Below are 21,301 nucleotides of genomic sequence, written 5' to 3' on the forward strand. Positions count from 1 at the left end.
CGCGGCGCCCGGCCCGGTGATCAGACCGTCATGAAGCCGCTCTCGTAGGCGGCGATGACGGCCTGGGTGCGGTCCCGCGCGCGGAGCTTGAGCAGGACGCTGCTGACGTGGGTCTTCACCGTCTCCCGGCTGAGGTACAGCTCGTCGGCGATCTCGGCGTTGGAGAGGCCGCCGGCGACCAGCCGCAGCACGTCGGCCTCGCGTCCGGTCAGCTCCGGCAGCGCGGCGGCGCCCTTCGCCCGGGACGGCGCGTGCGAGGCGATCAGCCGGCGGGTCAGGTCGGGCAGCACCAGGGAGGTGCCGCGCGCGACGACCCGGATCGCGTCGACCAGCTCGTCGGGGTCGGACCGCTTCAGCGCGAAGCCGCTGGCGCCGGCCTGCAGCGACCGGAAGAGGTAGTCGTCGTCCTCGAAGGTGGTGAGCACCAGCACCCGCGGGCGCTGCGGATCGCGGGCGACCAGCTCCGCGGTCGCGGCGATGCCGTCCATGTCGGGCATCCGGACGTCCATGAGGACGACGTCGGGATCGGTCCGGGCCGCGACCTCGAGCGCCTCGCGGCCGGTGCCGGCGTCGCCCACCACCGTGAGGTCCGGCTCGGACTCCAGGATCACCCGCAGCCCGGAGCGGACCAGCACGTCGTCGTCGACGAGGAGCAGCCGAAGGGTCACGGGCGCTCCTCGCTGGCGCTCGTCGTCCCCGTGCCGCGGGGTGCTGTGTCACTGCGTGACCTCGCACGCTCGGTCACGAGGCGCCCGCCAGCGGCAGGGTGACGCACAGGTCGAAGCCGCCGGACGGCGTGGGTTCCGCGGCGAGCGTGCCGCCCGCGGCGGCCGTCCGCTCGCGCAGCCCGGCCAGCCCCCGACCGCCGCCGGGGCCGGGGCGGCTCTCCAGCTGCGAGGCCCGCTCGTTGCACACGCGGACGACCAGGGTGTCCCCGCTGCGCGCCACCTGGGCGACGGTGAGCGGGGTCCCCGCGTGCCGCAGCACGTTCGTCGTGCCCTCCTGGACCACCCGGTACGCGAGTTCCTGCACGCCTTCGGGCACGTCGTCGACGTCGCCGTCCACGACGAGGGCGACCGGCAGGCCGCCGTCCCGCAGGCCGGCCAGCAGGCCCTCGAGGTCGGCGAGCGAGGGCGCCGAGAACGGGGCGGGGTCATGGCCGCCGTCCTCGGCGCGGAGGACCGTGAGAACCCGGTCGAGTTCGGCGAGCGCGGCGCGGGTGTTGGTCTCGATGTGCCCGAGCGCCTGGCGGGCGAAGTCGGGCTGCAGCGGCCGGTCATCCGTGGGGGTGAGCGTGCGCCGGGCGGCCGTGGCCTGCAGCAGGCTGGCGGTGAGCGCGTGCCCGATGGTGTCGTGCAGGTCGCGGGCCAGCCGGTTGCGGTCGGCCAGCCGGCGGCCGGTCTGCTGCAGCGCGGCGATCTGCTGCTCGGCGCCGACACCGAGCAGCCGCGGCGCGACAGCAGCGGCCAGCCGGACCAGCAGATCGAGGACGACGAGGGTCCCGACGACGGCGGCCGCCATGAGCGCCAGCAGGGGCAGCGCGTTGAACAGGTTCCAGTCGATCCCCTCGCTGAGCGCGAAGACGGCCAGGGTGCCGAAGAAGAAGGTGGCGAGCGTGGCCGCGCCGATCAGCACCCGCGCACCGAGCCAGCCGACCGCGCGCCAGGTGCTGGCGGACTGCACCAGCCGACGCGCCTTGAGCACGACCCCGGGCTGGCGCCGGACGCGCTCGCCGACCGGGATGTCGACCCCCAGCAGGATGCCGGCCAGCCCACGCTCCACGCCGGCGAACCCGCGGATGGCCGCGAGGACGAGCAGGATCAGCAGCAGACCGACGCCGTAGATGACGGCGAAGACCGAGCCGAAGAGCGCGAAGTACAGGGCCAGGCACAGAGCCCCGACCGGCAGGTTGGCCAGTGCGTACAGGAGCCGTCCGGGCCACCCGGGGCCGGCGGCCCGTGCGACCAGCCCGCGCAGGCCGGCGGCGATCTCGGCCGCCGAGGCGGGGAACGTCGTCGTCGATGACACGGGTCGATCCTGACCGACCGCCGCGCGGGGCGATTCCCCCACGAGCGCGCCTCTCCCCTCCCCCGCGCGGGGGACCGAGGTCGGCCCTGCGGGGTGATCCGCGGGGACCCGCTCCCCCGACAGGCTCTGTGCCATGACTCCATCCCTCCCCCGGCGGCTCGCATGATCTCCGTACGCGGGCTGACCAAGCAGTACGGCGCGGTGCGCGCCGTCGACGACCTGACCTTCGACGTCGCCCCGGGCAAGGTGACCGGCTTCCTCGGGCCGAACGGCGCGGGCAAGTCCACCACGATGCGCATGGTCCTCGGCCTCGACCGGCCGACGGCGGGATCCGCGCTGGTCGGCGGGCGTCCGTTCGGCGCGCTGGCCGAGCCGCTGCGTGCGGCCGGTGCGCTCCTCGACGCCGGCGCGGTGCATCCGGGGCGCAGCGGCCGCGACCACCTGCGGGTCGCCGCCCGCACGCACGGCATCCCGCAGCGCCGGGTGGACGAGGTGATCGACCAGGTCGGGCTCGGACCCGCCGCCCGGCGCCGCGTCAAGGGGTACTCCCTCGGCATGCGCCAGCGGCTCGGCATCGCGACCGCGCTGATCGGCGACCCCGCCGTCCTGCTGTTCGACGAGCCGATGAACGGGCTGGACCTCGACGGCGTCCGGTGGGTCCGCCGGCTCGTGCGCGGGCTGGCCGACGAGGGGCGCACGGTGCTGCTGTCGAGCCACCTGATGAGCGAGATGGAGCAGACCGCCGACCACCTGGTGATCATCGGCCGCGGCCGGCTGATCGCCGACGCCTCCATGCAGGAGGTGATCCGCGGCGGCGCCGGGCGCCGGCAGGTGCGGGTGCGGACGCCGTCGGTCGACGACCTGGCCGGGGCGCTGCTCCGCGCGGGGCTGCGGGTGCACCCCGCGGGCGACGGGGAGCTGGTCGTCGACGGGGGCACGGCCGAGACGGTCGGCGACGTCGCGCTGTCGGTGGGTGCCGCGGTGCACCGGCTGGTGGAGGACCAGTCCTCGCTCGAGGAGGTCTACCTCGACCTCACCGGCGACAGCGTCCAGTACCGCGTGTCCGACGCCGCTGAGCTGGTGACGCGATGACCACCACCGACGTCCGGGCCGCAGAGCCCGGGACGCTGACCGTCTACGGCCGCGCTGCTGCCGCTGAATGGCTGCGGCTGCGGACCGTGCGGTCGACGTGGTGGTGCCTGCTGGCCGCCACGGTGACCATCGTCGGCATCGGCGTGGTCATGGCGTTCGACGCGGAGAACGTGACGGCGACCGGAGAGCTGCCGCCGGCGACGGCGGCCGGGGAGTTCGGCGTCCTGCTCGGCCAGTTCGCGCTGCTGGTGCTGGTGCTGCTCGCGGTCACCCAGGAGTACGCCAGCGGTGCCATCGGCCCGACGCTGCAGTGGACGCCGCGCCGCGGGGTGCTGATGGCCGCGCGGGTCGCCGTGCCGGTCCTCGCGGCCACGGTGGCCGGAGTGCTGCTCGCCTTCGTCGCCGACATCGCCGCCTGGCTGATCGCGGATCTGCCGCTGGCGGGGGCCGATGTGGCCGACAGCCTCGGCCGGATCGCCGCGGTGCTCGTCGCCGGCGGGGTGCTCGCCGTGGGCGTCGGCCTGTTCCTGCGCAGCACCGCGGGCGCGCTGGCGACGGTCTTCCTGCTGCAGCTGGTGCTGCCGTTCCTGCTGCCCGCGTTCGGCGTCGAGTGGATGGCCGACCTCGGCGAGCTGCTGCCGGGCTCGGGGGCGATCTGGACGCTGCTCGGGGAGCCGGAGATGTCGGCGGCCCAGGCGACGTCGCTGCTGGTCGGCTGGTCGGCGGCGGGGCTGGGGCTCGGCGGCTGGGCCCTGCTGCGCCGGGACGCCGGGTAGCACCGGGGCCGTCCCGGGTAGGGGCGGCCCCATGACGGTGCGCAGCGCGGCGGTGGCGGCCGGGGGCCAGTGGCGGGATCCGGACGACGGCATCCGCTACCCCTCCGGCGAGGTGCACGCGTGGGAGCGCGGCCGCAACGAGACCGTGTGCGGGCTGTCGCTGAGCCGGTCGCGGCTGGCCCGCTTCCCGCACGTCAGCTGGGCCGACGTCCAGCCCGCGTCGGGCCGGCACGCGGAGGAGGTGGCCGAGGTGTGCCGCCGCTGCGCGGCCGGCACGGGCGCCCGCCGGGACGACCGCGGCTGGACCCGCACGAACCCCCGGCCCTGAACACGGCGGCGCCCCCTCCCACGGTCGTGGGAGGGGGCGCCGTCGCGCGTTCAGGTCAGCGGTGGGTGCTGCGGCCCTTGCCGCTGCCACCCTGCTTGTTCTGGAAGTCCGAGATGAATTTCTTGATCTTCGCCTGGTTGTGCGGCTTCTTGGCTTCCTGGATCACCTTCGCGGCGACCCCGGACACCATGAGCTTCCGGATCAGTCCGGCCATGTTCGCCTCCTCCTTGATGGACCGACCTGCTCTCTGCCCCGGGGAGGGCCCCGCCAACCGCGCCGGACGACGGTCTCAGCCGATCGTGCACCGCTAGCCGCCGAGGCCGGCGTCCCGGGCACGGGCGACGGCCGCGGCGCGGTCGGTGACGCCGAGCTTGGTGAAGATGCTGGAGACGTGGTTGCGGACGGTCTTCTCGGACAGGAACAGCCGGCGCGCGATCTCGCCGTTGCCGCGGCCCTCCGCGACGAACGACAGCACCTCACGCTCCCGCTCGGACAGCTGCGGGAAGGGCCCGACGGCCGCTGACCGGGTGGCGAAGAAGGCCATCACCCGTTCGGCGACACCGGCCCCGTAGACGACCTGGCCGTCGGCGACCGCGCGCACCGCCCGCTCGATCTCCTCCTGCCCGGCACCCTTGAGGAGGTAGCCCCAGGCGCCGGCGCGGATCGCCGCCAGCACGGTCTCGTCGGCCTCGATCATGGTGAGCACCAGCACCCGCGTCGCGGGGGCGACCTCCTGCAGCCGCCTGGTCACCTCGACCCCGGTGAGCCCCGGCATCTGCAGGTCCAGCAGGGCGACGTCCGGGCGGTTGTCGACGACGGCGTCGACGGCCGCGGGCCCGTCCGCGGCCTCGGCGACGACGTCGAGCCCGCTGTCCTGCAGCAGCAGGCGCAGCCCGGTCCGGAAGGCGGGGTGGTCGTCGGCGATGACGATCCTGATCACCGGTCTCCTCCCAGCGGCAGGACGGCGGACACCCGGGTGCCGCCGCCGGGTTCCGCCGAGATCCGGCAGGTCCCGCCGAGCTCCGCGGCCCGGTCGCGCATCGACTGCAGGCCCATGCCGGCCGGCGAGTCGGCCGCGCAGCCCAGGCCGTCGTCGACGACCTCGATGCCGACGGCGTCCCGGCGGCCGTCCAACCGCACGGCGATGTGCTGGGCGCACGCGTGCCGGATGGCGTTCGTCATGGCCTCCTGGGTGATCCGGAAGGCCGCGACCTCCACGGCGGCGGGCAGGTCCGACAGCTGTCCGCCGCCGCTGATCCGGATCCGCGGGGCACCGTCGCGCTCGGGCAGCAGTCCGGGGCCGGTCGCCTGCAGCGCGCCGAGGAGGCCGAGGTCGTCGAGCGCCGGTGGCCGCAGGCCGTGCACGATGCGGCGCACGTCGGCGACGGCGTCCTGGAGCTGGTCGCGGGCCGTCGCCACCAGCGGCACGGCCCGGGCCGGCTCGTGCCCGAGCGCCCGGTTGGCCACGTCGAGGGCCATGACCGCCGAGGCGAGTTGCGGGCCGAGGCCGTCGTGCAGGTCCCGGCGGATCCGCCGGCGCTCCTCCTCCCGGGCGGTGACCAGCCGGTCGCGGGAGCGCTCCAGGTCGGTGGCCAGCCGCAGCGCGAAACCGACGGCGGCCAGCTGGGCGGCGAGGTCGGCGAGCAGCGACTCGTCGACCGGGTCGAGCCGGTCGGTCCCCGGGCGGTGGGCGACGTGCAGGGTGCCCACGACGTCGTCGTGCCAGTGCAGCGGGACGGCGTGGACGGCGAGGGCCCGCTCCCCCACCGACTCGACGACGGGCGGCGCGTCCGGCCGGTCGACCTGGACGGTGACGGCGGGCAGCTTGAGGTCGACGGCGATCGTCGCGACGGCGCGGGCCAGCGCCGCCCGGGGTGCGGCCGCGTCGCGGAGCACCTCGGTGACCCGCCCGAGGACCCGGTAGGGGTCACCCCGGGAGCCGTGCAGCAGCCGGTCGACGGCGCGCTGGATCCGGACGTAGAGGGGGTGGAAGACGGCGGCGACGGCCACCGCGCCGGCGAAACCGACCAGGGAGTCGGGGCTGCCGGTGAGCCCGCCCAGCCAGCCGACGACGGCGACGTAGACCAGCGCCGAGGAGGCCAGCAGCGCCGTCCCCACCAGGGTGCGGTTCAGCACGACGTCGATGCCGAACAGCCGGTCCCGGACGACGGCGACGCCGATGGCCACCGGCACGGCGAGGGTGATGACCACGTTGACCGGCGCCGGGGCGAGGAACGCGGCCGCGACCGCCAGCGCCAGCGCGTAGCCGACCCAGGCGATCTGCCGGCGGACCTGCGGATCGGCGCGCCGGAACCGCAGCGCCAGGCTGACCAGCCCGAGCAGGGCCAGGGCCGGGACGGCCGGGTCGAGCACCGTCTGGACGACGTCGAGGAACCCGCCGGGGAGCGGGATCGCGACGGGATTCGCCGGCTGCTCGCCCTCGGGCTGGATGTCGGTGAAGGCGGTGAGCAGCGACATCGTGGCGATCAGCGCGAGCGCGGCCATCGCGACCGGGCGCCAGCGGTGGGACGGCAGCCGGCCGTCCGGGAAGACCAGCGGCAGCAGGGTGGCGAAGGAGACGAACGCCGGGACCCAGGTCCAGAGGGTGAGCCAGGCGGCGATCCGGAACAGCGGGCCGGGGTCGTCGCTGCCGGCGAATCCGTGCACCGCGATCCCGAGCGAGCCGGCGAACACGCAGGCGAAGCAGCCGATGACGGTCATCAGCTGCAGGACCCGGTGGCCGGGGACCCGGCCGAGCAGGGCGGCGCCGACGATCGCCATGGCCGGTCCGACGAGCGGCTCGGGGCTGCCGAAGAGGTCCTCCCGCTCGGCCGCCGGGGTGGCGAGGTGCGCGGCCAGCCCGACGGCCGCGTACCCGACGGCGGCCGCGGCGGAGAGCCGGGCCACCACGGTGGCCCGGCTCCCCGGGACTGCACGCTCCTCGACCACCGGTCCGTCCACCTCGCCGCGGACGCTAACCGAACGGAGGCCGCTGGTCAGGGGGTTGCCGCGTCCGCCCGACCGGTCCACCACTGCCGGTCCGTCCGCTGGGCCACGACGACGGCCAGGCCGGCGGAGGCGGCGAGGAAGAGCCAGTGCGGGTCGACCGGGCCGGTGGGGAACGGGCCGAAGTCGAGCACCAGGAACAGCAGCAGCGCGACGGGGATCCAGACCGGCACCACCCGGGTGCGGAGGTAGCCGATCGAGGTGAGCAGCACCGAGCCGGCCAGGCCGAGCAGGAAGGGAACCAGGATCAGCAGGGCGGGAGTGCTGTTCTGCGCGGACTCGATCAGCGCCACCATGGCCTCGCGGTCGGGCTGGTCGACGGCCGCGCGGTCGATGACCGACACCGCGTGGATGCCGAAGAAGCCCAGCCCGCCGACGAAGGCGAGGACCATGGCGGTGCTGCCCAGCCGCGGCATGCGCGGGCGCACGAGCTGCGCCATGGCGACGAGGCCGAGCAGCAGGAACGGGACGGCGACGGTGCCGGCGACGAGCCCGGTGGTCGCGAGCACCGGGCGCTCCGCCCAGGCGTCGAGGCTGCCCGCGACGGAGCCGCTCTGGCCCACGACGCGCCCGATGAGCGCCTCGGCGAGGTTGAGCACCGCGCCGACGACCAGGCACACCACGGCGGCGCGCCGGCCGATCGGGGCGGGTCGGGCCTGCGGTACGTCTGCCGTCCGGGTGTCCGACGGAGCCGGGGACAGGGGCTCAGCGGTCATGGGTCCACCTCCAACGCCGGCCGGGTCCCTCCCGGCGGGCGAGCACCACCGTCGGGCGGGAGACGTCCCGTCGTCGTGAGGCCGGTGTCCCGATCCGACCGGGCGCGGGAGCCGTCAGCCGGTGGAGCGGTGGAGCAGCTGCCGCACCCGCTCGGGGTCGTCCGGGGTGAACGTCGGCCGCACCCGGCCGCCGAGGTCGAGGACGACGGCGGTGTCCTTGCGCAGCCGGGTGGCATCCAGGGGGAGCCAGTAGCGCGGGTGCGCGGAACCCCAGAGGCGGCCCTTGCCGGTGAGCCAGGTGAGCGGACGGACGTCGACGCCCCGGATGGCGCTGTACGGGATCCGCTTGCTGGTGGCGAACGGGAAGTAGTAGCGCCGCAGGGTCAGTGCCTCGGCGTCGAGGCACACCCGCCCGTCGTCGTACAGCGCGTTCCCGGCCATCGCCACCACCGGAGCACGCCCGGGCAGGTCCGTCAACGCCGGACGTCGGATCGCGCCCTCCCACGGGACACGCGCGAGCGGCCGGCGACGCTGCGTCCGCGCCGCGCCGCCGAGAGGAAGTAAGCGGTCGATTCCGTTCCGTAGTGCGGTCCTGGGCCGGTCCGGAACCGGTGTCGGCGTCGGGCGTGGTGGGGCCGCGAGTCGCGCCGGCGGCGTCCACCGGCGGGGTCCGGGTGGCGGGCCGCACGACCCACGATCCGCCCTTTTGTGACGGTCGGATGACGGACCTAGCGTCGGCGCGGTCCGGCCGAGGCCCCGTCGCCACCGCACCTGGTGGCACCCGACCGGACACCGCCGAACCGGCACCGGAGTCCCCGGTGCCGGACCGGGGACCCACCGCAGTTCCGGGGTGAAGCGTGGCCGGCCCCGCCGGTCCCGCCGGGCGATCTCCCCGCCCGAACCCGTCAGCTAACTCGGTAGGCGGTCGATGGAGAACAGGAGAACGCGTCGTCCATGACGACTACTCGCACGTCCACGGTCACCCGTCGTTCCCTCCGCGGGGCGGCGCTCGCCCTCGTCACCGGTGCGGGCATCGCGCTGAGCCCGCTGCCCGCCTCCGCCGCCGCCGGAGGTCCCGCCGCGGCACCGGTGGCCCTCGCGGCCGCCCCGGTCGCCGCACCGACGCACGCCGCGCAGGTCGCGGTGAACACGGCCCTGGCGCAGCAGGGCAAGCCCTACGTCTGGGGCGGCACCGGCCCCGGCGGCTACGACTGCTCCGGACTCACCTACTCGGCGTACCAGGCCGCCGGCGTCCAGCTGCCCCGCACCTCGCGGGCGCAGTCGACGGCCGGGGTGTACGTGGACCGGGCGCACCTGCAGCCCGGTGACCTGATCTTCTTCTTCCAGCCGGTGGGCCACGTCGGGATGTACGTCGGGAACGGGCAGATGGTGCACTCCTCCACCTACGGCAACCCGGTGGCCGTCGTCCCGGTCGACTCGGTGTGGGGGTACAACACGGCGCGACGCGTCGTCTGATCCCAGGCCGTGGACGGTGCCCCGGTGGTCCGCACCGGGGCACCGTCGCGGCAGAGGGTCAGGCCCTGGTCAGCCGCAGCGTGGCGCGCTTGAGCCGGATCAGGAGCCGCATGCCACCGGAGCGGGCCAGCTCGCGCTGCCGGTCCTGCAGCTGCCGGCCCAGCTCCTCCAGCCGGGCGTCGCCGAGGGCGTGCGACTGGGGGAACATCCGCTGCTCCTCCTCCATCGTGTGGTGCCGCACCGTCGCCTCGAGCATGCGCACCTCCGCGACGAACTGCGGGTGGTCGACCGGCGTGCGCAGAACGGTGGCGACCTGGTCATCGATCTGCCGGTGCTCGGCGTGCGCGAGGGAGAGCAGCGGCGAGACGTCGGGGACGGCGGGATAGAAGATCTCGTCCTCGATCTGGGCGTGGATCTCGATCTGCCGGAGGAACTCCTCGCGCAGCTCCTCCCGCCGGTCGGCCTGCGCGTCGGTGGTCCCGGCGAGGTCGCGGAGCAGTCCCCGGAGGACGTCGTGGTGGGCGGTCAGCACGTCGTCGGCCTTCATCGGGACGCCTCCTCGACGGTCGTCACGGCGGTGGGTGTGCGCCAGCGCGCCCGGCGGCGCACCTCGACCCGACCGTCCCGGGTGCGGGTCTCGTAGCAGGGCAGCGGTGCCGTGGCGGGGCCCTGCGCCGGTTCACCGCTGTCGAGGGAGAACCGCGAGCCGTGCCACGGGCAGACCAGCTCGCCCTGGTGCAGCCAGCCCTCGCCGAGCGGGGCGCCCTGGTGCGGGCAGATGCCACCGACCGCCTGCACCCCGGCGTCGCCGGCGACGAGCACGAGCGGCACGCCGTCGGCGTCGACGGCCACCGGCCGGCCCTCGACGAGGTCGGACTCGTCGAGGACCGGGGTGAAGCGGCGGGGCTCGTTCCTCCGGTCGGCGTGGTCGGTGCCGAGCCGGTAGCGGTAGCTGAGGACGCCACCGAGGTAGGCGCTGGTCAGGGTGATCGCGTAGCCGGCGGCGGCGCTGGCCCGGGCACGGGCCGCGTGGCCGCGCGCGCGGTCGGCGAGCGACCAGGTGTAGAGGGCCAGCGCGGTGCTGTTCAGAGCGCCGTGCACCAGGCCGACCCGTCGGCCCTCGTCGTGGGCGTGCTGCCAGTCGGTCAGGCCCGTCGCTGCCGACGCCACGGCTCCGCCGACGCCGAGCTTCACCACGGTGCGGGCGGCCCGCCCGGTGCCCGGTCCGCCGCGGCCCGTGGCGTCGAGACCGTCGAGCAGCAGTGCGGCGCTCCAGGCGCCGACCGGCAGCGTGACCAGCGCGGGGTGCAGCGGGTGGCCGAACCAGACCCCGTGCAGCACGTCCTGCAGCTGCCGGGCCCGGCGGCCGGCGAGCAGGAAGGTCAGGGAGAGCCCGTGCTCGACCTGGTAGCCGGGCGCGTCGAGCACCTGCCACCGTTCGATGGCGTGGACGGCCCGCTCGAGCACGGCGCGCACGGTCACTGGTCAGCACCTCGTCGACCCATGTCGGGCCCGTGCCCAGCGAAGGCAGGTCGAAACGACGGCCCGGACGTGCTCAGACCAGCAGTGACGTGCCGATCACGATCTCGCTGCCGTCAGGTCGGAAGGTCCGCCATCGGCCGCCCGGATCCCGCTGGACCCGGAACCCGTGGTGCACCTTCGTGTGGTGCCGCTCGCACAGCAGCGCTGCGTTGTCCAGCGAGGTCTCCCCGCCGAAGGCCCAGTGGATGAGGTGGTGGACGTCGCACCAGTGCTTCGGGGCGCCGCAGCCGGCGAACACGCACGTGTCGTCGCGGATCTCGACGGCCTTGCGCAGGTGTGGCGGCCATGACCGCGTGGTGCGGCCGACGTTCAGCGGCTTGCCGTGCTCGTCGAGGCGGAACACCGTGACGGCGCCGTCGCAGGCCAGCATCCGGGCCGTCTCCGCGGACACGCGGCTGCCGAACCCGGTGGTGGCTGCCGCAGGGCCGGTCGCGGGGGCGGCCAGGTCGGCCGCACCGACGGTGACGGCGACGCTCGGCTTGACCCTGCGCAGGATCGGCAACCCACCCGAGGCCAGCTGGTTGTCGGCGAGCTGCACCAGCGCATCGGCGGACTGCTGGGCACGGGTCCGCAGGTCACCCTTCGGCCGGTCGGCCTGGATGACCGACTCCAGGGCTGCCTTCAGCTTCTCCCCACCGATGGTGTCGAGCTGACCACGCAGGACCACCGTGCCGTCGCTCATCGTGGACACGGTGAACGACCGCTCGTCGGTGGGGTCGGGTTCGGGACCGTCGGGGTCCAGCCGCGACAGGTAGTGGTGCACCACACGGGACAGCCGCTGCACGTCGTGCTGGGCGGCGACGGCGGCCAGCATGCGGTCGACCTCGGCGAGGTCGATGCCCTGCTCGAGGGCGGCGGCCCGTCGGCCGGGCGTGACGACCGGTGCGACGACGGCCACCTGGTCGGCACTGACCGCACCGGCGGCGAAGGCCGCCTCGAGGGCGGGCAGGTGCTCCAGCGCCCGGCCGATGCGAACGGTCTGCCCGGCGACCTTCGAGGCGAGCCGGCCGTGCCCGCGCAGCCACGACGCCATCGTCTTCTTGCCGTCGTCCTCCGGCGCCTGCTGGAGCTCCGCAGCCCGCACCCGACGAGCCAGCTGGGCATCGATGCGGTTCCGCGCCTCCAGCAGTTCGGCAACCCCCTCGAGCTGCCGACGCGGCGGAAGGGCGCGCACGTCCTCGGCGGCCAGTGCATCGAGCGCCGACTGCAGCTCGCCCATGACCACCTCCAACCACTCGAACGTGTGTACGGATTCTAGCGTTGTCCTACGACGGGAACGGCACGAATGCACAGGTCAGAAGCCTGTCCACAGGTGTTCGTCTCGTCGTGACGACCGACAGGCCGTAGCGTCCACCCCATGGCTGAGCGACAGTTCCGGACAGTGCTCGAGGGCGGCTCCTACTTCGAGGGCCCGCGGTGGCACGACGGCGCCTGGTGGGCGTCGGACTTCTACCGGCACACGGTCAGCCGGGTCGAGCCGGGCGGCGGCGAGACCGTCGTCCTGGAGGTGGAGAACCAGCCCTCGGGGCTGGGCTGGCTGCCCGACGGGTCGCTGCTGGTCGTCTCCATGAAGGACCGCCGGCTGCTCCGGCTGGCCGACGGCGGGACCACGACGCACGCCGACCTGTCCGACGTCTGCGGCGGGCACCTCAACGACATGGTGGTCGACGCGTCCGGCCGGGCCTTCGTCGGCGACTTCGGCTTCGACCTGATGGGCGGCGGCGCACCGAGCACCACCTCGCTGAAGCGGGTCGACCCCGACGGCACGGTGACCGTGGTGGCCGAGGACCTGCACTTCCCGAACGGCTCGGTGATCACCCCGGACGGCACGCTGGTCGTCGGCGAGACGTGGGGCAACCGGTTCACCGCGTTCGACATCGCGCCGGACGGCTCGCTCACCGGCCGCCGGGTGTGGGCGGAGCTGGGGCCGCTGCCCCAGGGCGGTTCCGTCGAGGAGCTCATCGGCCAGGTCGTCGTCGCACCCGACGGCTGCACCCTGGACGCCGAGGGGCACATCTGGGTCGCCGACGGGCTCAACGCACGCGTCCTCCGGGTGGCCGAGGGCGGCGTGGTCGTGGACGAGATCGCCGCCCCCGAGGGCATGGGCGTGTTCGCCTGCGCCCTCGGCGGGGACGACGGCCGCGAGCTGCTGCTGTGCTGCGCGCCGGACTTCTACGAGCACACGCGGGCGCCGGTCCGGGAAGCCGTCCTCGTCGGCACGCAGGTCGCCGTCCCGCACGCCGGGCTGCCCTGACCCCTGGCGCCATGGCCGGCTCCGGGCCGACGAGGCTGCTCAGCGGCGCGAACGGGACCGGGCGCGCATGCGGCGAGTCGCCGCATCCGGATCGAATGCCTCCGGGTCGAAGGGGCGCCCGAGCCAGGCGTGCAGGTCGGCGTGCTCGGGATGCCGCGGATCCCCGAGTATCTGCACGAGCCGGTGGTAGCCGTCCGGCCCGCCGCTGTCCTCGGGCGGGCAGGCGCGCGCGCCGGCCAGGCAGGTCGGCGCCTCCGCGGTCCGGCGGCCCTCCACACGGACGTCGTGCTCCCATCCGTCGCCGAGGTCGTAGTCGTAGCCGAACACCGTGCCCTCCGGGACGGCGGCCATGCTCACCGTCCGCGGGTCGCCCAGCTCCTCCATGTCCTCGATCTCGCCGTAGGTCCGGCCGTGCAGCTCGAACAGCGACAGGTGCGTGCCCCGCCAGCCCATGGCGGCCTGGAGCAGCCGGTCCAGGTCGCGCAGCGTGCTCCGTTCGGGGACCGTCAACCGACGCCACACGGGCGGGTCGACGTCGCGGAGGGTGACGGTGAGCTCGACCGCCGGCCCCGCTCTGACCGGGGTCGGCGGGTCCTCGTGCTGCAGCGCGGCGCGGGCCAGCGCGACCGCGGACGGCGTCGGCGGCTGCTGCTCGTGGCGGGCATCGAGGAGTCCGAGCAGATCGAAGACGGTCCGGACGGTGTCCCGGACCGCGGAGAAGGCCGTCCAGTGGTCGAGCGGCTCCCCCGTCTCCCCGGACTCCCAGCCGAGCGCATTCATCCCCTCGGCGACGAGGTCCTCCGGGTGCGGACGGCCGGCGGCGACCGCCAGCAGCCAGAGCAGCCCGGCGATGCGGCCGGCGTCTCCGCGGCCCAGGGGCAGCCGACCGGCGATGTGGTGCCACAGACCGACCGGGTCGTCGGCGAGCCGCCGTCCGGTGGCCGTCGGGCGCAGCTCCTTGCGGTGCACGCGGACCAGTCCGAGCCGCCGTGCGGTGTCGCGCAGCTCCGCGACGGGACGGGTGGTGTCCTCCCGGTTGGCCGCGCCGAACCAGCCGGCGTCCCAGCCGAGGGCACGCATCGTCTCGCCGACCAGCGGCGGCGGCAGGTAGCCGGCACCGGTGAGCCGCACGCCGTCCCCGATGCGCGCCAGGAACCACCGGTAGGGCTCGACCACCTCGGGCTCCGGTGCCGGGGGCCCGGTGTCGAGGGCAGCCTCGTCCACCGTCTGCAGCAGATCGCTGCGGGAACCGTGCAGCTCGTCGAGGAGCTCGGCCAGGTCGGCACGCATACCGCCGAGCCTGCCAGGTGCGCGAGACTGCGGGCACCTGACCACGGCGCCGGAAGGAGCCGACGTGGGGCGACGCAAGCCCGGCACGTACCCCTACGACTACACCGTGGGCGACGAGCGCCGGTTCACCGACAGCGGCGTCGGTGGGACGCTGCGGGTCCTGCACGGGCCGGGCCGGGGCATGGGGGTCACGGACGGTGTGGCGTGCCGGGTCGAGGTGTCCGGAGCCGGCGGCGAGCTGCTCGACGACGCGCAGGCCGGAAAGCTCGGCAAGGAGCACCGGTTGCACGGCACCGCTCCCGGGGACCGGATCACGGTGGGCTCTGACGGCCCGCTTCGAGGGAGTCGGTCCGTGCCGATCCAGCGACTGCACCCCGGTGCTGGACGAGCTCAGCCGGACGTTCGACGTCGTCCTGACCGGCGACCTGGAGGACGTCGTCCGGTCCGGGGTGGGGCCGGCCTGGGACGAGGTGGCCGCCATCGACGCGGGAGAGCCGCACGCGGGGCCACCCAGGGACTGTCGATGGGGTGCCGGTGTCCGCCTCCGTGGGGCCCGCCTCGTCGACACCCCGGCCGACGCCGGGTGAGAGACGGCTCAGACCGCGAGCAGCCGGTGCACGAACTGGATCGCGATCGACCCCTCGCCGACCGCGGACGCCACCCGCTTCACCGAGCCCCGCCGCACGTCCCCGGCGGCGAGCACCCCGGGCACGCTCGTCTCCAGGGCGAAGGGCCGTCGGCCCAGCGCCCGCAGCACGTCGTCGCCGAGGTCGGACCCGGTGACGACGAAGCCGCCGTCGTCGCGCTCGACGGCGTCCGGCAGCCAGCCGGTGTGCGGCTGGGCGCCGATCATGAGGAAGAGCGCGTAGGCGCCGACCGTGTCCTGCTCGCCGGTGTCCCGGTCGCGCAGCACGAGGTGGTCGAGCCACCCCTCTCCCCCGCCACCGACGACCTCGGTGCCGGTGCGGACCTCGATGGTCGGCGTCCCCTCGACCTGCCGGACCAGGTAGTGCGACATGGCCGCCTCCAGCGTCGCGGCCCGGACGACGAGGGTGACCCGCTTGGCGTAGGCGGCCAGGTGGATGGCGGCCTGCCCGGCGGAGTTGGCGCCGCCGACGATCACCACCTCCTCGCCGGTGACCATGGACGCCTCGGACGCGGCGGCACCGTAGAAGACGCCGGCGCCGTGCAGCGCCTCCAGCTCCGGCACACCCAGCCGGCGGTAGCTGGCGCCGGTGGCCAGGACGACGGCGCCGGCCACCACCAGCCCGCCGGTGTGCAGGCCGAGGACGATGCCGTCGTCCTCCCGGCGCAGGGTGGTGACCTGCTGCATGAACGCGAACCGGGCCCCGAACACCCAGGCCTGCTGGTAGGCGCGGCGGGCCAGGTCGGCGCCGGTAACGCCGCGCGGGAAGCCGAGGTAGTTGCGGATGGAGGAGCTGGAGGTGGCCTGCCCGCCGATGCTGCCCGAGTCGATGACCACGGTGCGCAGCCCCTCGGAGGCGCCGTACACGGCCGCGGACAGCCCGGCCGGCCCGCAGCCGACGACGACCAGGTCGAACCGCTCCCCCGACGGGTCGATCGTCAGCCCGGAGGAGCGGGCGATGTCCTCGTCGCTGGGGTCCTCCATGACACGGCCGCCGGGCATCACCAGCAGCGGGAACCTGCGCTCGCCGACGTCGGCCAGGATCGCGCGGCCCTCCCGGGACTCGGCGAGGCAGAAGCGGTGCGGCATGGCGCAGCGGCCCAGCACCTCGCGCAGCTCGTAGGCCCGGCCCGACCAGCTCTCGCCGACGACGTCGATGGTGTGCGGGGCACGTCGCCGCGACTCGGCCCAGCCGAGGAGGAAGGTCGACATCGCCTGGTGGAACTGCTCGTCGGGCGGCGGGGCCGGGCGCACGACGTAGTGGTCGATCCGGCCGCGGGGGATCGCCTCGAAGATCGCGTCGCCGGTCACCGGCTCGCCGAGGTGCTCCCAGGAGATGAGCAGGGCGCGCTGCGCGTCCCGGGAGAAGCGCCGCACCTCGCCGAGGAACTCGGTGCCGGGTGCGCCGGCGAGCTCCTCGGCGGCGAGCACGAGGGCGACGTCCGCACCGCCGGTGGTGCTCGCCTCCAGGACGGCCAGGGCCTCGGCCGGGGTGCTCAGCGGGCAGATGCGGTAGTCGGCCGCGTAGCGGCTGCGCAGCTCCCGCTCGACGGAGGCCAGCAGGTCCGGATCGTCGTCGACGGCGAGGATCAGGGGTGCGTTCATGGCGGCTCCGGCAGAACGGACGCGGCGACCCCGTGCGCGGAGATCCTAGGAAGGCGACCCCCCGCCGTGCCAGGTGCTGCTGCGCGCGGTAGGACGGCGGGGTGACTTCTCCCCCGCCGGTCCTGCTGCTGGACGTCGACGGGGTGCTCAACGCCCTGCACCCGGAGCTGCCGGCGAACTGGCGCCGCGGCACCTTCAACGGCTACGTGCTGTCGTGGGACCCGTCGGTCACCGCGCGGCTGCGCGAGTGGCACGAGTCGGGGCGGGTGGAGCTGCAGTGGCTGACCACCTGGACCGAGCGGGCCGACCAGCTGCTGGCCGGGCCCATGGGGCTGCCCCGCGGGCTGCGCACGCACAGCCGGGACGGCGTCGCGTCAACCGGCTACGCCGGCCGGTGGGGCGGGGCGGCCGGGTGGTGGAAGCTGGCCGCCGCGCGGGCGGTCGCCGAGGCCGAGCCGGGACGCCGGATCGTGTGGATCGACGACGACCTCGCCGACCAGGCCGCGGACACCTCTGAGTGGCTGGCCGCCTCCGGCCAGGTGCTGGTGGTGGCGCCGGACGTGTTCACCGGGCTGACCCACGAGGAGCTGGACCGGGTGGCGGCCTGGCTCGACGACGCGGACTGAACCGGCCGATACCGGCAGGGCTCACAGGTTGCCGCCGTACCCTGGCCGCTCGACGCCGACCAAGGGAGCACCGCTGGCATGGCCTCCTCCGAGCCGGGCTCCCGGACGACCCGCTGGCTGCGCCGACGGACGGAGGACCCGCCGACGACGCCACAGCAGCGCTACGACGAGCAGCCGCGGTACGACGAGCAGCGTCCCCGGTTCGACCGTCCCCCGCCGGCGGGGAACGACTGGTACGGCGCCCCGCCCTCGGGCTACTCGGGTGCGCCGCCGGCGCAGGGACCGGCGTACCCGTGGCCCCCGGCGCCCGAGCGCCCGCAGCCGCCGGGCCGCCCGTACCCCCCGGAGCAGCGCCCGTACCCGCCGGCCGAGGGCCCGTACCCGTCCCCGCGGGGGCGCCGCGGCCGACGCGACCGCCGGGACGCCGCCGGCCGCCGTCCCCGCCGGGGGCTGCTGCGCCGGGCCGTCCGCGTGCTCGCCGTGGTCGTCGTCGTCCAGGCGCTGCTGATCCTGTCGCTGCGCTGGGTGGACCCGCCGACGACGGCCTTCATGGCGGCCAACCCGGACGGCGCGATCCAGGACTCGGTGCCGGTGGAGCACGTCTCGCGCAACTTCCTGGCCGCGGTGATCGCGCACGAGGACTCCCAGCTCCCCTACCGCTCCGGCGCGTTCGAGTGGGATGCGCTGTGGAGCCGCGCGTACGCGCACCTCGGCGGCGAGGAGGACCCGTCGGGCTCGACGATCCCGCAGCAAGTGGCCAAGAACCTGTTCCTCAACCAGGAGCTCAGCGCCTGGCGGAAGGGGCTCGAGGCGGCGCTCTCCTCGGAGATGGCCCTGCTGATCGACGACCGGCGGATGCTCGAGCTGTACGTCAACTACGCCCAGTTCGGCCCGACGATCTACGGCGTCTGCGCGGCCGGCTGGTACTACTTCGACTCCCCGCCCGCCGAGCTCACCCAGGCGCAGGCCGTGCAGCTGGTCGGCCTGCTCCCCTCGCCAGGGCACGTGCAGCGCGCCCCCGGCGGCGGGATGGACTTCGAGGTGGACGACGGCCTCGGCTGGCTGTCCCGCTCGCACGTGATCAACGCCCAGAACCGGGTGCCCGCCTGGATCGACCGGCTCGGCTTCCAGCCGGTGGAGGACGCCGGGGTGACCGGGCTGGCGTCGGAGCAGGAGCCCTCGGGGGACGACTGCACGTCCCCGCCGGAGGAGGTCACCGAGCTGATCGCCGCGGAGGGCACCGCCTGACGTACCGCCGGCGCGCTCAGCCGGCGCCGTCGGCCGCCAGGACGAGGTCGTGCTGCATCCGCTCCCGCTTGGTGCGCAGGTAGCGCACGTTGTGCGGTGTCTCCACGACCGGCAGGGCCACCCGGCCGACGATGTCGAGGCCGTAGCCGTCGAGGCCGCCGTACTTGGCCGGGTTGTTGGTGATCAGCCGCAACCGGCGGATGCCCAGGTCGCCCACGATCTGCGCCCCGACGCCGTAGCTGCGCGAGTCGACCGGCAGCCCCTGCGCGGTGTTGGCGTCGACGGTGTCCAGCCCCGCCTCCTGCAGCGCGTACGCCCGGATCTTGTGGCCGAGGCCGATGCCCCGCCCCTCCTGGCCGCGCAGGTAGACGACCGCCCCGCACCCCTCGGCCGCGATCGCGGCGAGCGCCTGCTCGAGCTGCGCGCCGCAGTCGCAGCGCAGCGAGCCGAGGATGTCGCCGGTGAGGCACTCGCTGTGCACCCGCACGAGGGCGCCGCGCCTGCGACCGCCGGACTCATCCGCACCCGACCTCCCCGCATCTAGGGCCCGCCGCCGGCCCATTCCTGATCCAGTTCCCCCTGGTCAAACGCCCGACGGTCCACTACTATCGAACGTATGTTCGACAACGAGACGGTCCTGACGAAGGGGGAGTACGACTCCTTCGTCATCGCCTGCCTCGAGACGGAGTTCGGTGGCGAGTACCCCGATCCGATCGACTTCGTGCGCGACGACCACCAGCGGTTCCTCGACTCCCGGGCCCGGTTGCTGACGTCCGGGGCGGCGCTCCTGGACGACGCGGTGGCCGCGGCGAAGCAGCTGTCCCGCGACGAGGCGCGGCGCGTGCGGGCCCTGGCAGGCTTCGCCCGCAGCCGCCCGGCCGCGATGTTCGACCGGGCACCCGGCGAGCAGGGTGCCGCGTCCGCGGCGTCGCGCGCGTCCCGGCCGGTCGCGCTCACCGAGGTCAGCGAATGGGCCGTCGACGAGGCCGCGGCCACGCTGAGCGTCTCCGGCCGCGCGGCGTCGATGATGCTGGTCGACGCGATCACCCTGGTGGAGGGGCTGCCGGGCACGCTTGCCGCGCTGAGCGCGGGAGACATCTCCCCGGCGCACGCGCGGGTGATGGTCGAGGTCGCCGGCCCGGTGGCCGACCCCGCGAAGCGCCGGGAGGTCGAGGAGTCCGTGCTGCCGCGGGCATCGCGCCAGACCCCCTCCGCGCTGAAGGCCTCCGTGCGGAGGGCGGTCGCCCGCATCGACGCCACCGCGGCCGCCGACCGGCTGGCGAAGGCGGTGCGCGACCGGCACGTCCGGCTGGATGCCCGTGACGACGGCATGTCCACGCTGACCGCGCTGCTGACGACGCCGGTCGGGCGGGCCTGCCGCGAGGCGCTGAGCGAGTACGCCAAGGCGTGCGAGTTCGACGAGAACGGCAACCGCGATCCGCGCACCCACGACCAGCGGATGGCCGACTGCCTGGCCGACCTGATCCTGCGGCCGCACGCCGACCACCCCGCCGTCCGGGTGGTGCTCACGCTCGTCGCCGGCGTCGACACCGTGACCGGGCAGGGGCCGAACGCCGACGAACCCGGAGAGCTCGAGGGCGACCCGGTGTCCGCCGCGCAGGTCCGTGAGCTGGCGCGCCAGCTCGGCCTGATCCCGCGCACCGACGACGACCCCGCCTCCTCCGATGCACCGGCCCCCGCGTCCGCGACCCCGGCTGCCGACGACCACCACGCCGCTTCCTCCGCCGCCCCGGCCGCCGACCCCGCCGCGGCGAACGAGGCCGCGGACGAGACCCGGCTCGCTGCGCTCCGGGACGCGGAGCAGGCGGCGGCCGAGGAGCTGATGACCGCCTACGCCGCAGGTGAGCGGCCGACGAGCACGGACGCGGGAGCGGCGACCCGCGCGGCGCTCACCCGCCTGCTGGACACCCGCCGGCTGATCGACACCGCGCTCGCCGAGCGACCACGCATCGCGGTGGTCGACCAGCTCACCGGGACGTTGCTCGCGCTCACCGACAGCACGGAGCTCCGGTCGGCCACTGCCGCGGGGCGGGGGCTCGGGCCACCGGGCGCGACGGACGCCTACCGCCCCACCGATCCGCTGCACCGCTTCGTCCGGCTGCGCGATCGACGATGCCGCTTCCCGGGCTGCCGGCTGCGCGCCCGATGTTGCGACCTCGACCACCAGACTCCGCACCCGCACGGCGAGACGGCGCACGACAACCTGGCCTGCCTGTGCGAGCACCACCACCGGCTCTCGCACCAGGCGCCGGGCTGGCGGCTGCACCGCGACGCCGACGGCGGCCTGGTCTGGACCCTGCCCAGCGGGCGGACGATCACGACCTACCCGCCGGCCTTCGGCACCGACGACGGCGACACCCGCGTCCAGGAGCCCCCGCGGCGAACCGGCCGCCAGCGGTACGACGACACGCTCGCCGCCATCGCGAGCAGCCGCCCCGTCCCGCGGACCCCCGACATCCCGTTCTGATCGGCCGGCCGCCCGACACACGCTCAGGACCCGGACCACATGCGCGACGAGCCGGCCACGCGTGAGACGGACCGACCCGCCGGGCGAAGGCCCCGTGTGCGCTCGGACAGCTGGGTGACCGTGGCCGGCCAGGACTATCCAGCCGGTGGCCGTCATCTGCGACGATGCCCGTCCGCACCC

The 21,301-nt window shown here is 75.0% G+C and carries 22 protein-coding genes and 1 riboswitch; of the genes, 9 read left to right on the forward strand and 13 right to left on the reverse strand.

The annotated features are described in order from the left end of the window. Positions 1-20: 20 nt before the first annotated feature. Both BM142_RS06370 and BM142_RS06375 read right to left on the reverse strand, forming a co-directional pair. Positions 21-668, reverse strand: coding sequence for a response regulator (locus BM142_RS06370; protein ID WP_092195949.1), 648 nt, complete (start codon positions 666-668; stop codon positions 21-23). 73 nt (positions 669-741) lie between these two features. After that, a complete protein-coding gene (locus tag BM142_RS06375; protein ID WP_175527135.1) occupies positions 742-2,028 on the reverse strand; it encodes a sensor domain-containing protein in 1,287 nt (428 codons plus the stop codon). 162 nt (positions 2,029-2,190) lie between these two features. Here BM142_RS06375 and BM142_RS06380 point away from each other — a divergent pair, with 162 nt between their 5' ends. Genes BM142_RS06380 through BM142_RS06390 form a run of 3 tightly spaced genes read left to right on the forward strand, consistent with a single transcriptional unit; the run spans position 2,191 to position 4,224 of the window. Further along, a complete protein-coding gene (locus BM142_RS06380; RefSeq protein ID WP_092195951.1) occupies positions 2,191-3,120 on the forward strand; it encodes an ABC transporter ATP-binding protein in 930 nt (309 codons plus the stop codon). Next, positions 3,117-3,896 carry a hypothetical protein gene (locus tag BM142_RS06385; protein WP_092195952.1) on the forward strand — a complete coding sequence of 260 codons (780 nt, stop codon included), beginning with the start codon at positions 3,117-3,119 and terminating at the stop codon, positions 3,894-3,896. The genes BM142_RS06380 and BM142_RS06385 overlap by 4 nt, the downstream gene beginning before the upstream one ends. 31 nt (positions 3,897-3,927) lie before the next feature. Next, positions 3,928-4,224 (forward strand): hypothetical protein, encoded by a 297-nt coding sequence (locus tag BM142_RS06390; protein WP_092195953.1) that lies wholly within the window; start codon positions 3,928-3,930, stop codon positions 4,222-4,224. A 55-nt stretch (positions 4,225-4,279) separates the two neighbouring features. Here BM142_RS06390 and BM142_RS24410 read toward each other — a convergent pair whose 3' ends face one another. The 5 genes from BM142_RS24410 to BM142_RS06410 all read right to left on the reverse strand — a co-directional run bounded on the left by BM142_RS24410 (position 4,280) and on the right by BM142_RS06410 (position 8,387). Further along, positions 4,280-4,438, reverse strand: a complete 159-nt coding sequence (locus BM142_RS24410; RefSeq protein ID WP_175527136.1) for a hypothetical protein — start codon at positions 4,436-4,438, stop codon at positions 4,280-4,282. Positions 4,439-4,531: 93 nt separating this feature from the next. Beyond that, positions 4,532-5,164, reverse strand: coding sequence for a response regulator transcription factor (locus tag BM142_RS06395; protein WP_217640608.1), 633 nt, complete (start codon positions 5,162-5,164; stop codon positions 4,532-4,534). Continuing rightward, positions 5,161-7,185: a sensor histidine kinase gene (locus BM142_RS25500; RefSeq protein ID WP_139228789.1), complete on the reverse strand. Its 2,025-nt coding sequence runs from the start codon at positions 7,183-7,185 to the stop codon at positions 5,161-5,163. The genes BM142_RS06395 and BM142_RS25500 overlap by 4 nt, the downstream gene beginning before the upstream one ends. A gap of 35 nt (positions 7,186-7,220) precedes the next feature. Continuing rightward, a complete protein-coding gene (locus BM142_RS06405; protein WP_092195955.1) occupies positions 7,221-7,946 on the reverse strand; it encodes a hypothetical protein in 726 nt (241 codons plus the stop codon). Positions 7,947-8,060: 114 nt separating this feature from the next. Beyond that, complete coding sequence (locus BM142_RS06410) at positions 8,061-8,387, reverse strand: PH domain-containing protein (RefSeq protein WP_092196183.1); 327 nt, start codon at positions 8,385-8,387, stop codon at positions 8,061-8,063. Between the two features lie 342 nt (positions 8,388-8,729). Beyond that, a riboswitch (cyclic di-AMP (ydaO/yuaA leader) is annotated at positions 8,730-8,885 on the forward strand. Between the two features lie 15 nt (positions 8,886-8,900). Between BM142_RS06410 and BM142_RS06415 the strand changes: the two genes are divergently transcribed. Next, positions 8,901-9,422, forward strand: a complete 522-nt coding sequence (locus BM142_RS06415; RefSeq protein WP_092195956.1) for a C40 family peptidase — start codon at positions 8,901-8,903, stop codon at positions 9,420-9,422. A 58-nt stretch (positions 9,423-9,480) separates the two neighbouring features. Here BM142_RS06415 and BM142_RS06420 read toward each other — a convergent pair whose 3' ends face one another. The 3 genes from BM142_RS06420 to BM142_RS06430 form a co-directional block, all read right to left on the reverse strand. Continuing rightward, complete coding sequence (locus BM142_RS06420) at positions 9,481-9,969, reverse strand: hemerythrin domain-containing protein (RefSeq protein WP_092195957.1); 489 nt, start codon at positions 9,967-9,969, stop codon at positions 9,481-9,483. Further along, positions 9,966-10,904 carry a Rieske (2Fe-2S) protein gene (locus BM142_RS06425; protein ID WP_092195958.1) on the reverse strand — a complete coding sequence of 313 codons (939 nt, stop codon included), beginning with the start codon at positions 10,902-10,904 and terminating at the stop codon, positions 9,966-9,968. Before BM142_RS06425 ends, BM142_RS06420 begins: the two co-directional genes overlap by 4 nt. A gap of 73 nt (positions 10,905-10,977) precedes the next feature. Continuing rightward, positions 10,978-12,183 (reverse strand): HNH endonuclease signature motif containing protein, encoded by a 1,206-nt coding sequence (locus BM142_RS06430; protein WP_092195959.1) that lies wholly within the window; start codon positions 12,181-12,183, stop codon positions 10,978-10,980. A gap of 138 nt (positions 12,184-12,321) precedes the next feature. Here BM142_RS06430 and BM142_RS06435 point away from each other — a divergent pair, with 138 nt between their 5' ends. Continuing rightward, the gene (locus BM142_RS06435; RefSeq protein WP_092195960.1) at positions 12,322-13,218 is read left to right on the forward strand and encodes an SMP-30/gluconolactonase/LRE family protein; all 897 of its coding nucleotides are present in this window, start codon (positions 12,322-12,324) and stop codon (positions 13,216-13,218) included. 39 nt (positions 13,219-13,257) lie between these two features. On the opposite strand, the gene BM142_RS24835 is transcribed toward BM142_RS06435, so the two are convergent. Then, positions 13,258-14,508 (reverse strand): plasmid pRiA4b ORF-3 family protein, encoded by a 1,251-nt coding sequence (locus tag BM142_RS24835; protein ID WP_217640609.1) that lies wholly within the window; start codon positions 14,506-14,508, stop codon positions 13,258-13,260. A 377-nt stretch (positions 14,509-14,885) separates the two neighbouring features. On the opposite strand from BM142_RS24835, the gene BM142_RS06445 reads away from it, so the two are divergent. After that, positions 14,886-15,095 carry a hypothetical protein gene (locus BM142_RS06445; RefSeq protein WP_092195961.1) on the forward strand — a complete coding sequence of 70 codons (210 nt, stop codon included), beginning with the start codon at positions 14,886-14,888 and terminating at the stop codon, positions 15,093-15,095. Between the two features lie 8 nt (positions 15,096-15,103). On the opposite strand, the gene BM142_RS06450 is transcribed toward BM142_RS06445, so the two are convergent. After that, positions 15,104-16,759: an NAD(P)/FAD-dependent oxidoreductase gene (locus BM142_RS06450; protein ID WP_092195962.1), complete on the reverse strand. Its 1,656-nt coding sequence runs from the start codon at positions 16,757-16,759 to the stop codon at positions 15,104-15,106. Positions 16,760-16,860: 101 nt separating this feature from the next. Here BM142_RS06450 and BM142_RS06455 point away from each other — a divergent pair, with 101 nt between their 5' ends. Both BM142_RS06455 and BM142_RS06460 read left to right on the forward strand, forming a co-directional pair. After that, the gene (locus BM142_RS06455) at positions 16,861-17,385 is read left to right on the forward strand and encodes an HAD domain-containing protein (protein ID WP_092195963.1); all 525 of its coding nucleotides are present in this window, start codon (positions 16,861-16,863) and stop codon (positions 17,383-17,385) included. 78 nt (positions 17,386-17,463) lie between these two features. Next, complete coding sequence (locus BM142_RS06460) at positions 17,464-18,633, forward strand: transglycosylase domain-containing protein (protein ID WP_092195964.1); 1,170 nt, start codon at positions 17,464-17,466, stop codon at positions 18,631-18,633. A gap of 16 nt (positions 18,634-18,649) precedes the next feature. On the opposite strand, the gene ribA is transcribed toward BM142_RS06460, so the two are convergent. Next, complete coding sequence (gene ribA / locus BM142_RS06465; RefSeq protein WP_254790604.1) at positions 18,650-19,120, reverse strand: GTP cyclohydrolase II RibA; 471 nt, start codon at positions 19,118-19,120, stop codon at positions 18,650-18,652. A 129-nt stretch (positions 19,121-19,249) separates the two neighbouring features. Here ribA and BM142_RS06470 point away from each other — a divergent pair, with 129 nt between their 5' ends. Beyond that, the gene (locus tag BM142_RS06470; protein ID WP_092195965.1) at positions 19,250-21,121 is read left to right on the forward strand and encodes an HNH endonuclease signature motif containing protein; all 1,872 of its coding nucleotides are present in this window, start codon (positions 19,250-19,252) and stop codon (positions 21,119-21,121) included. Positions 21,122-21,301 lie beyond the last annotated feature (180 nt).

This window comes from Blastococcus tunisiensis (genome assembly GCF_900112815.1).
Classification (GTDB): Bacteria; Actinomycetota; Actinomycetes; order Mycobacteriales; family Geodermatophilaceae; genus Blastococcus_B; species Blastococcus_B tunisiensis.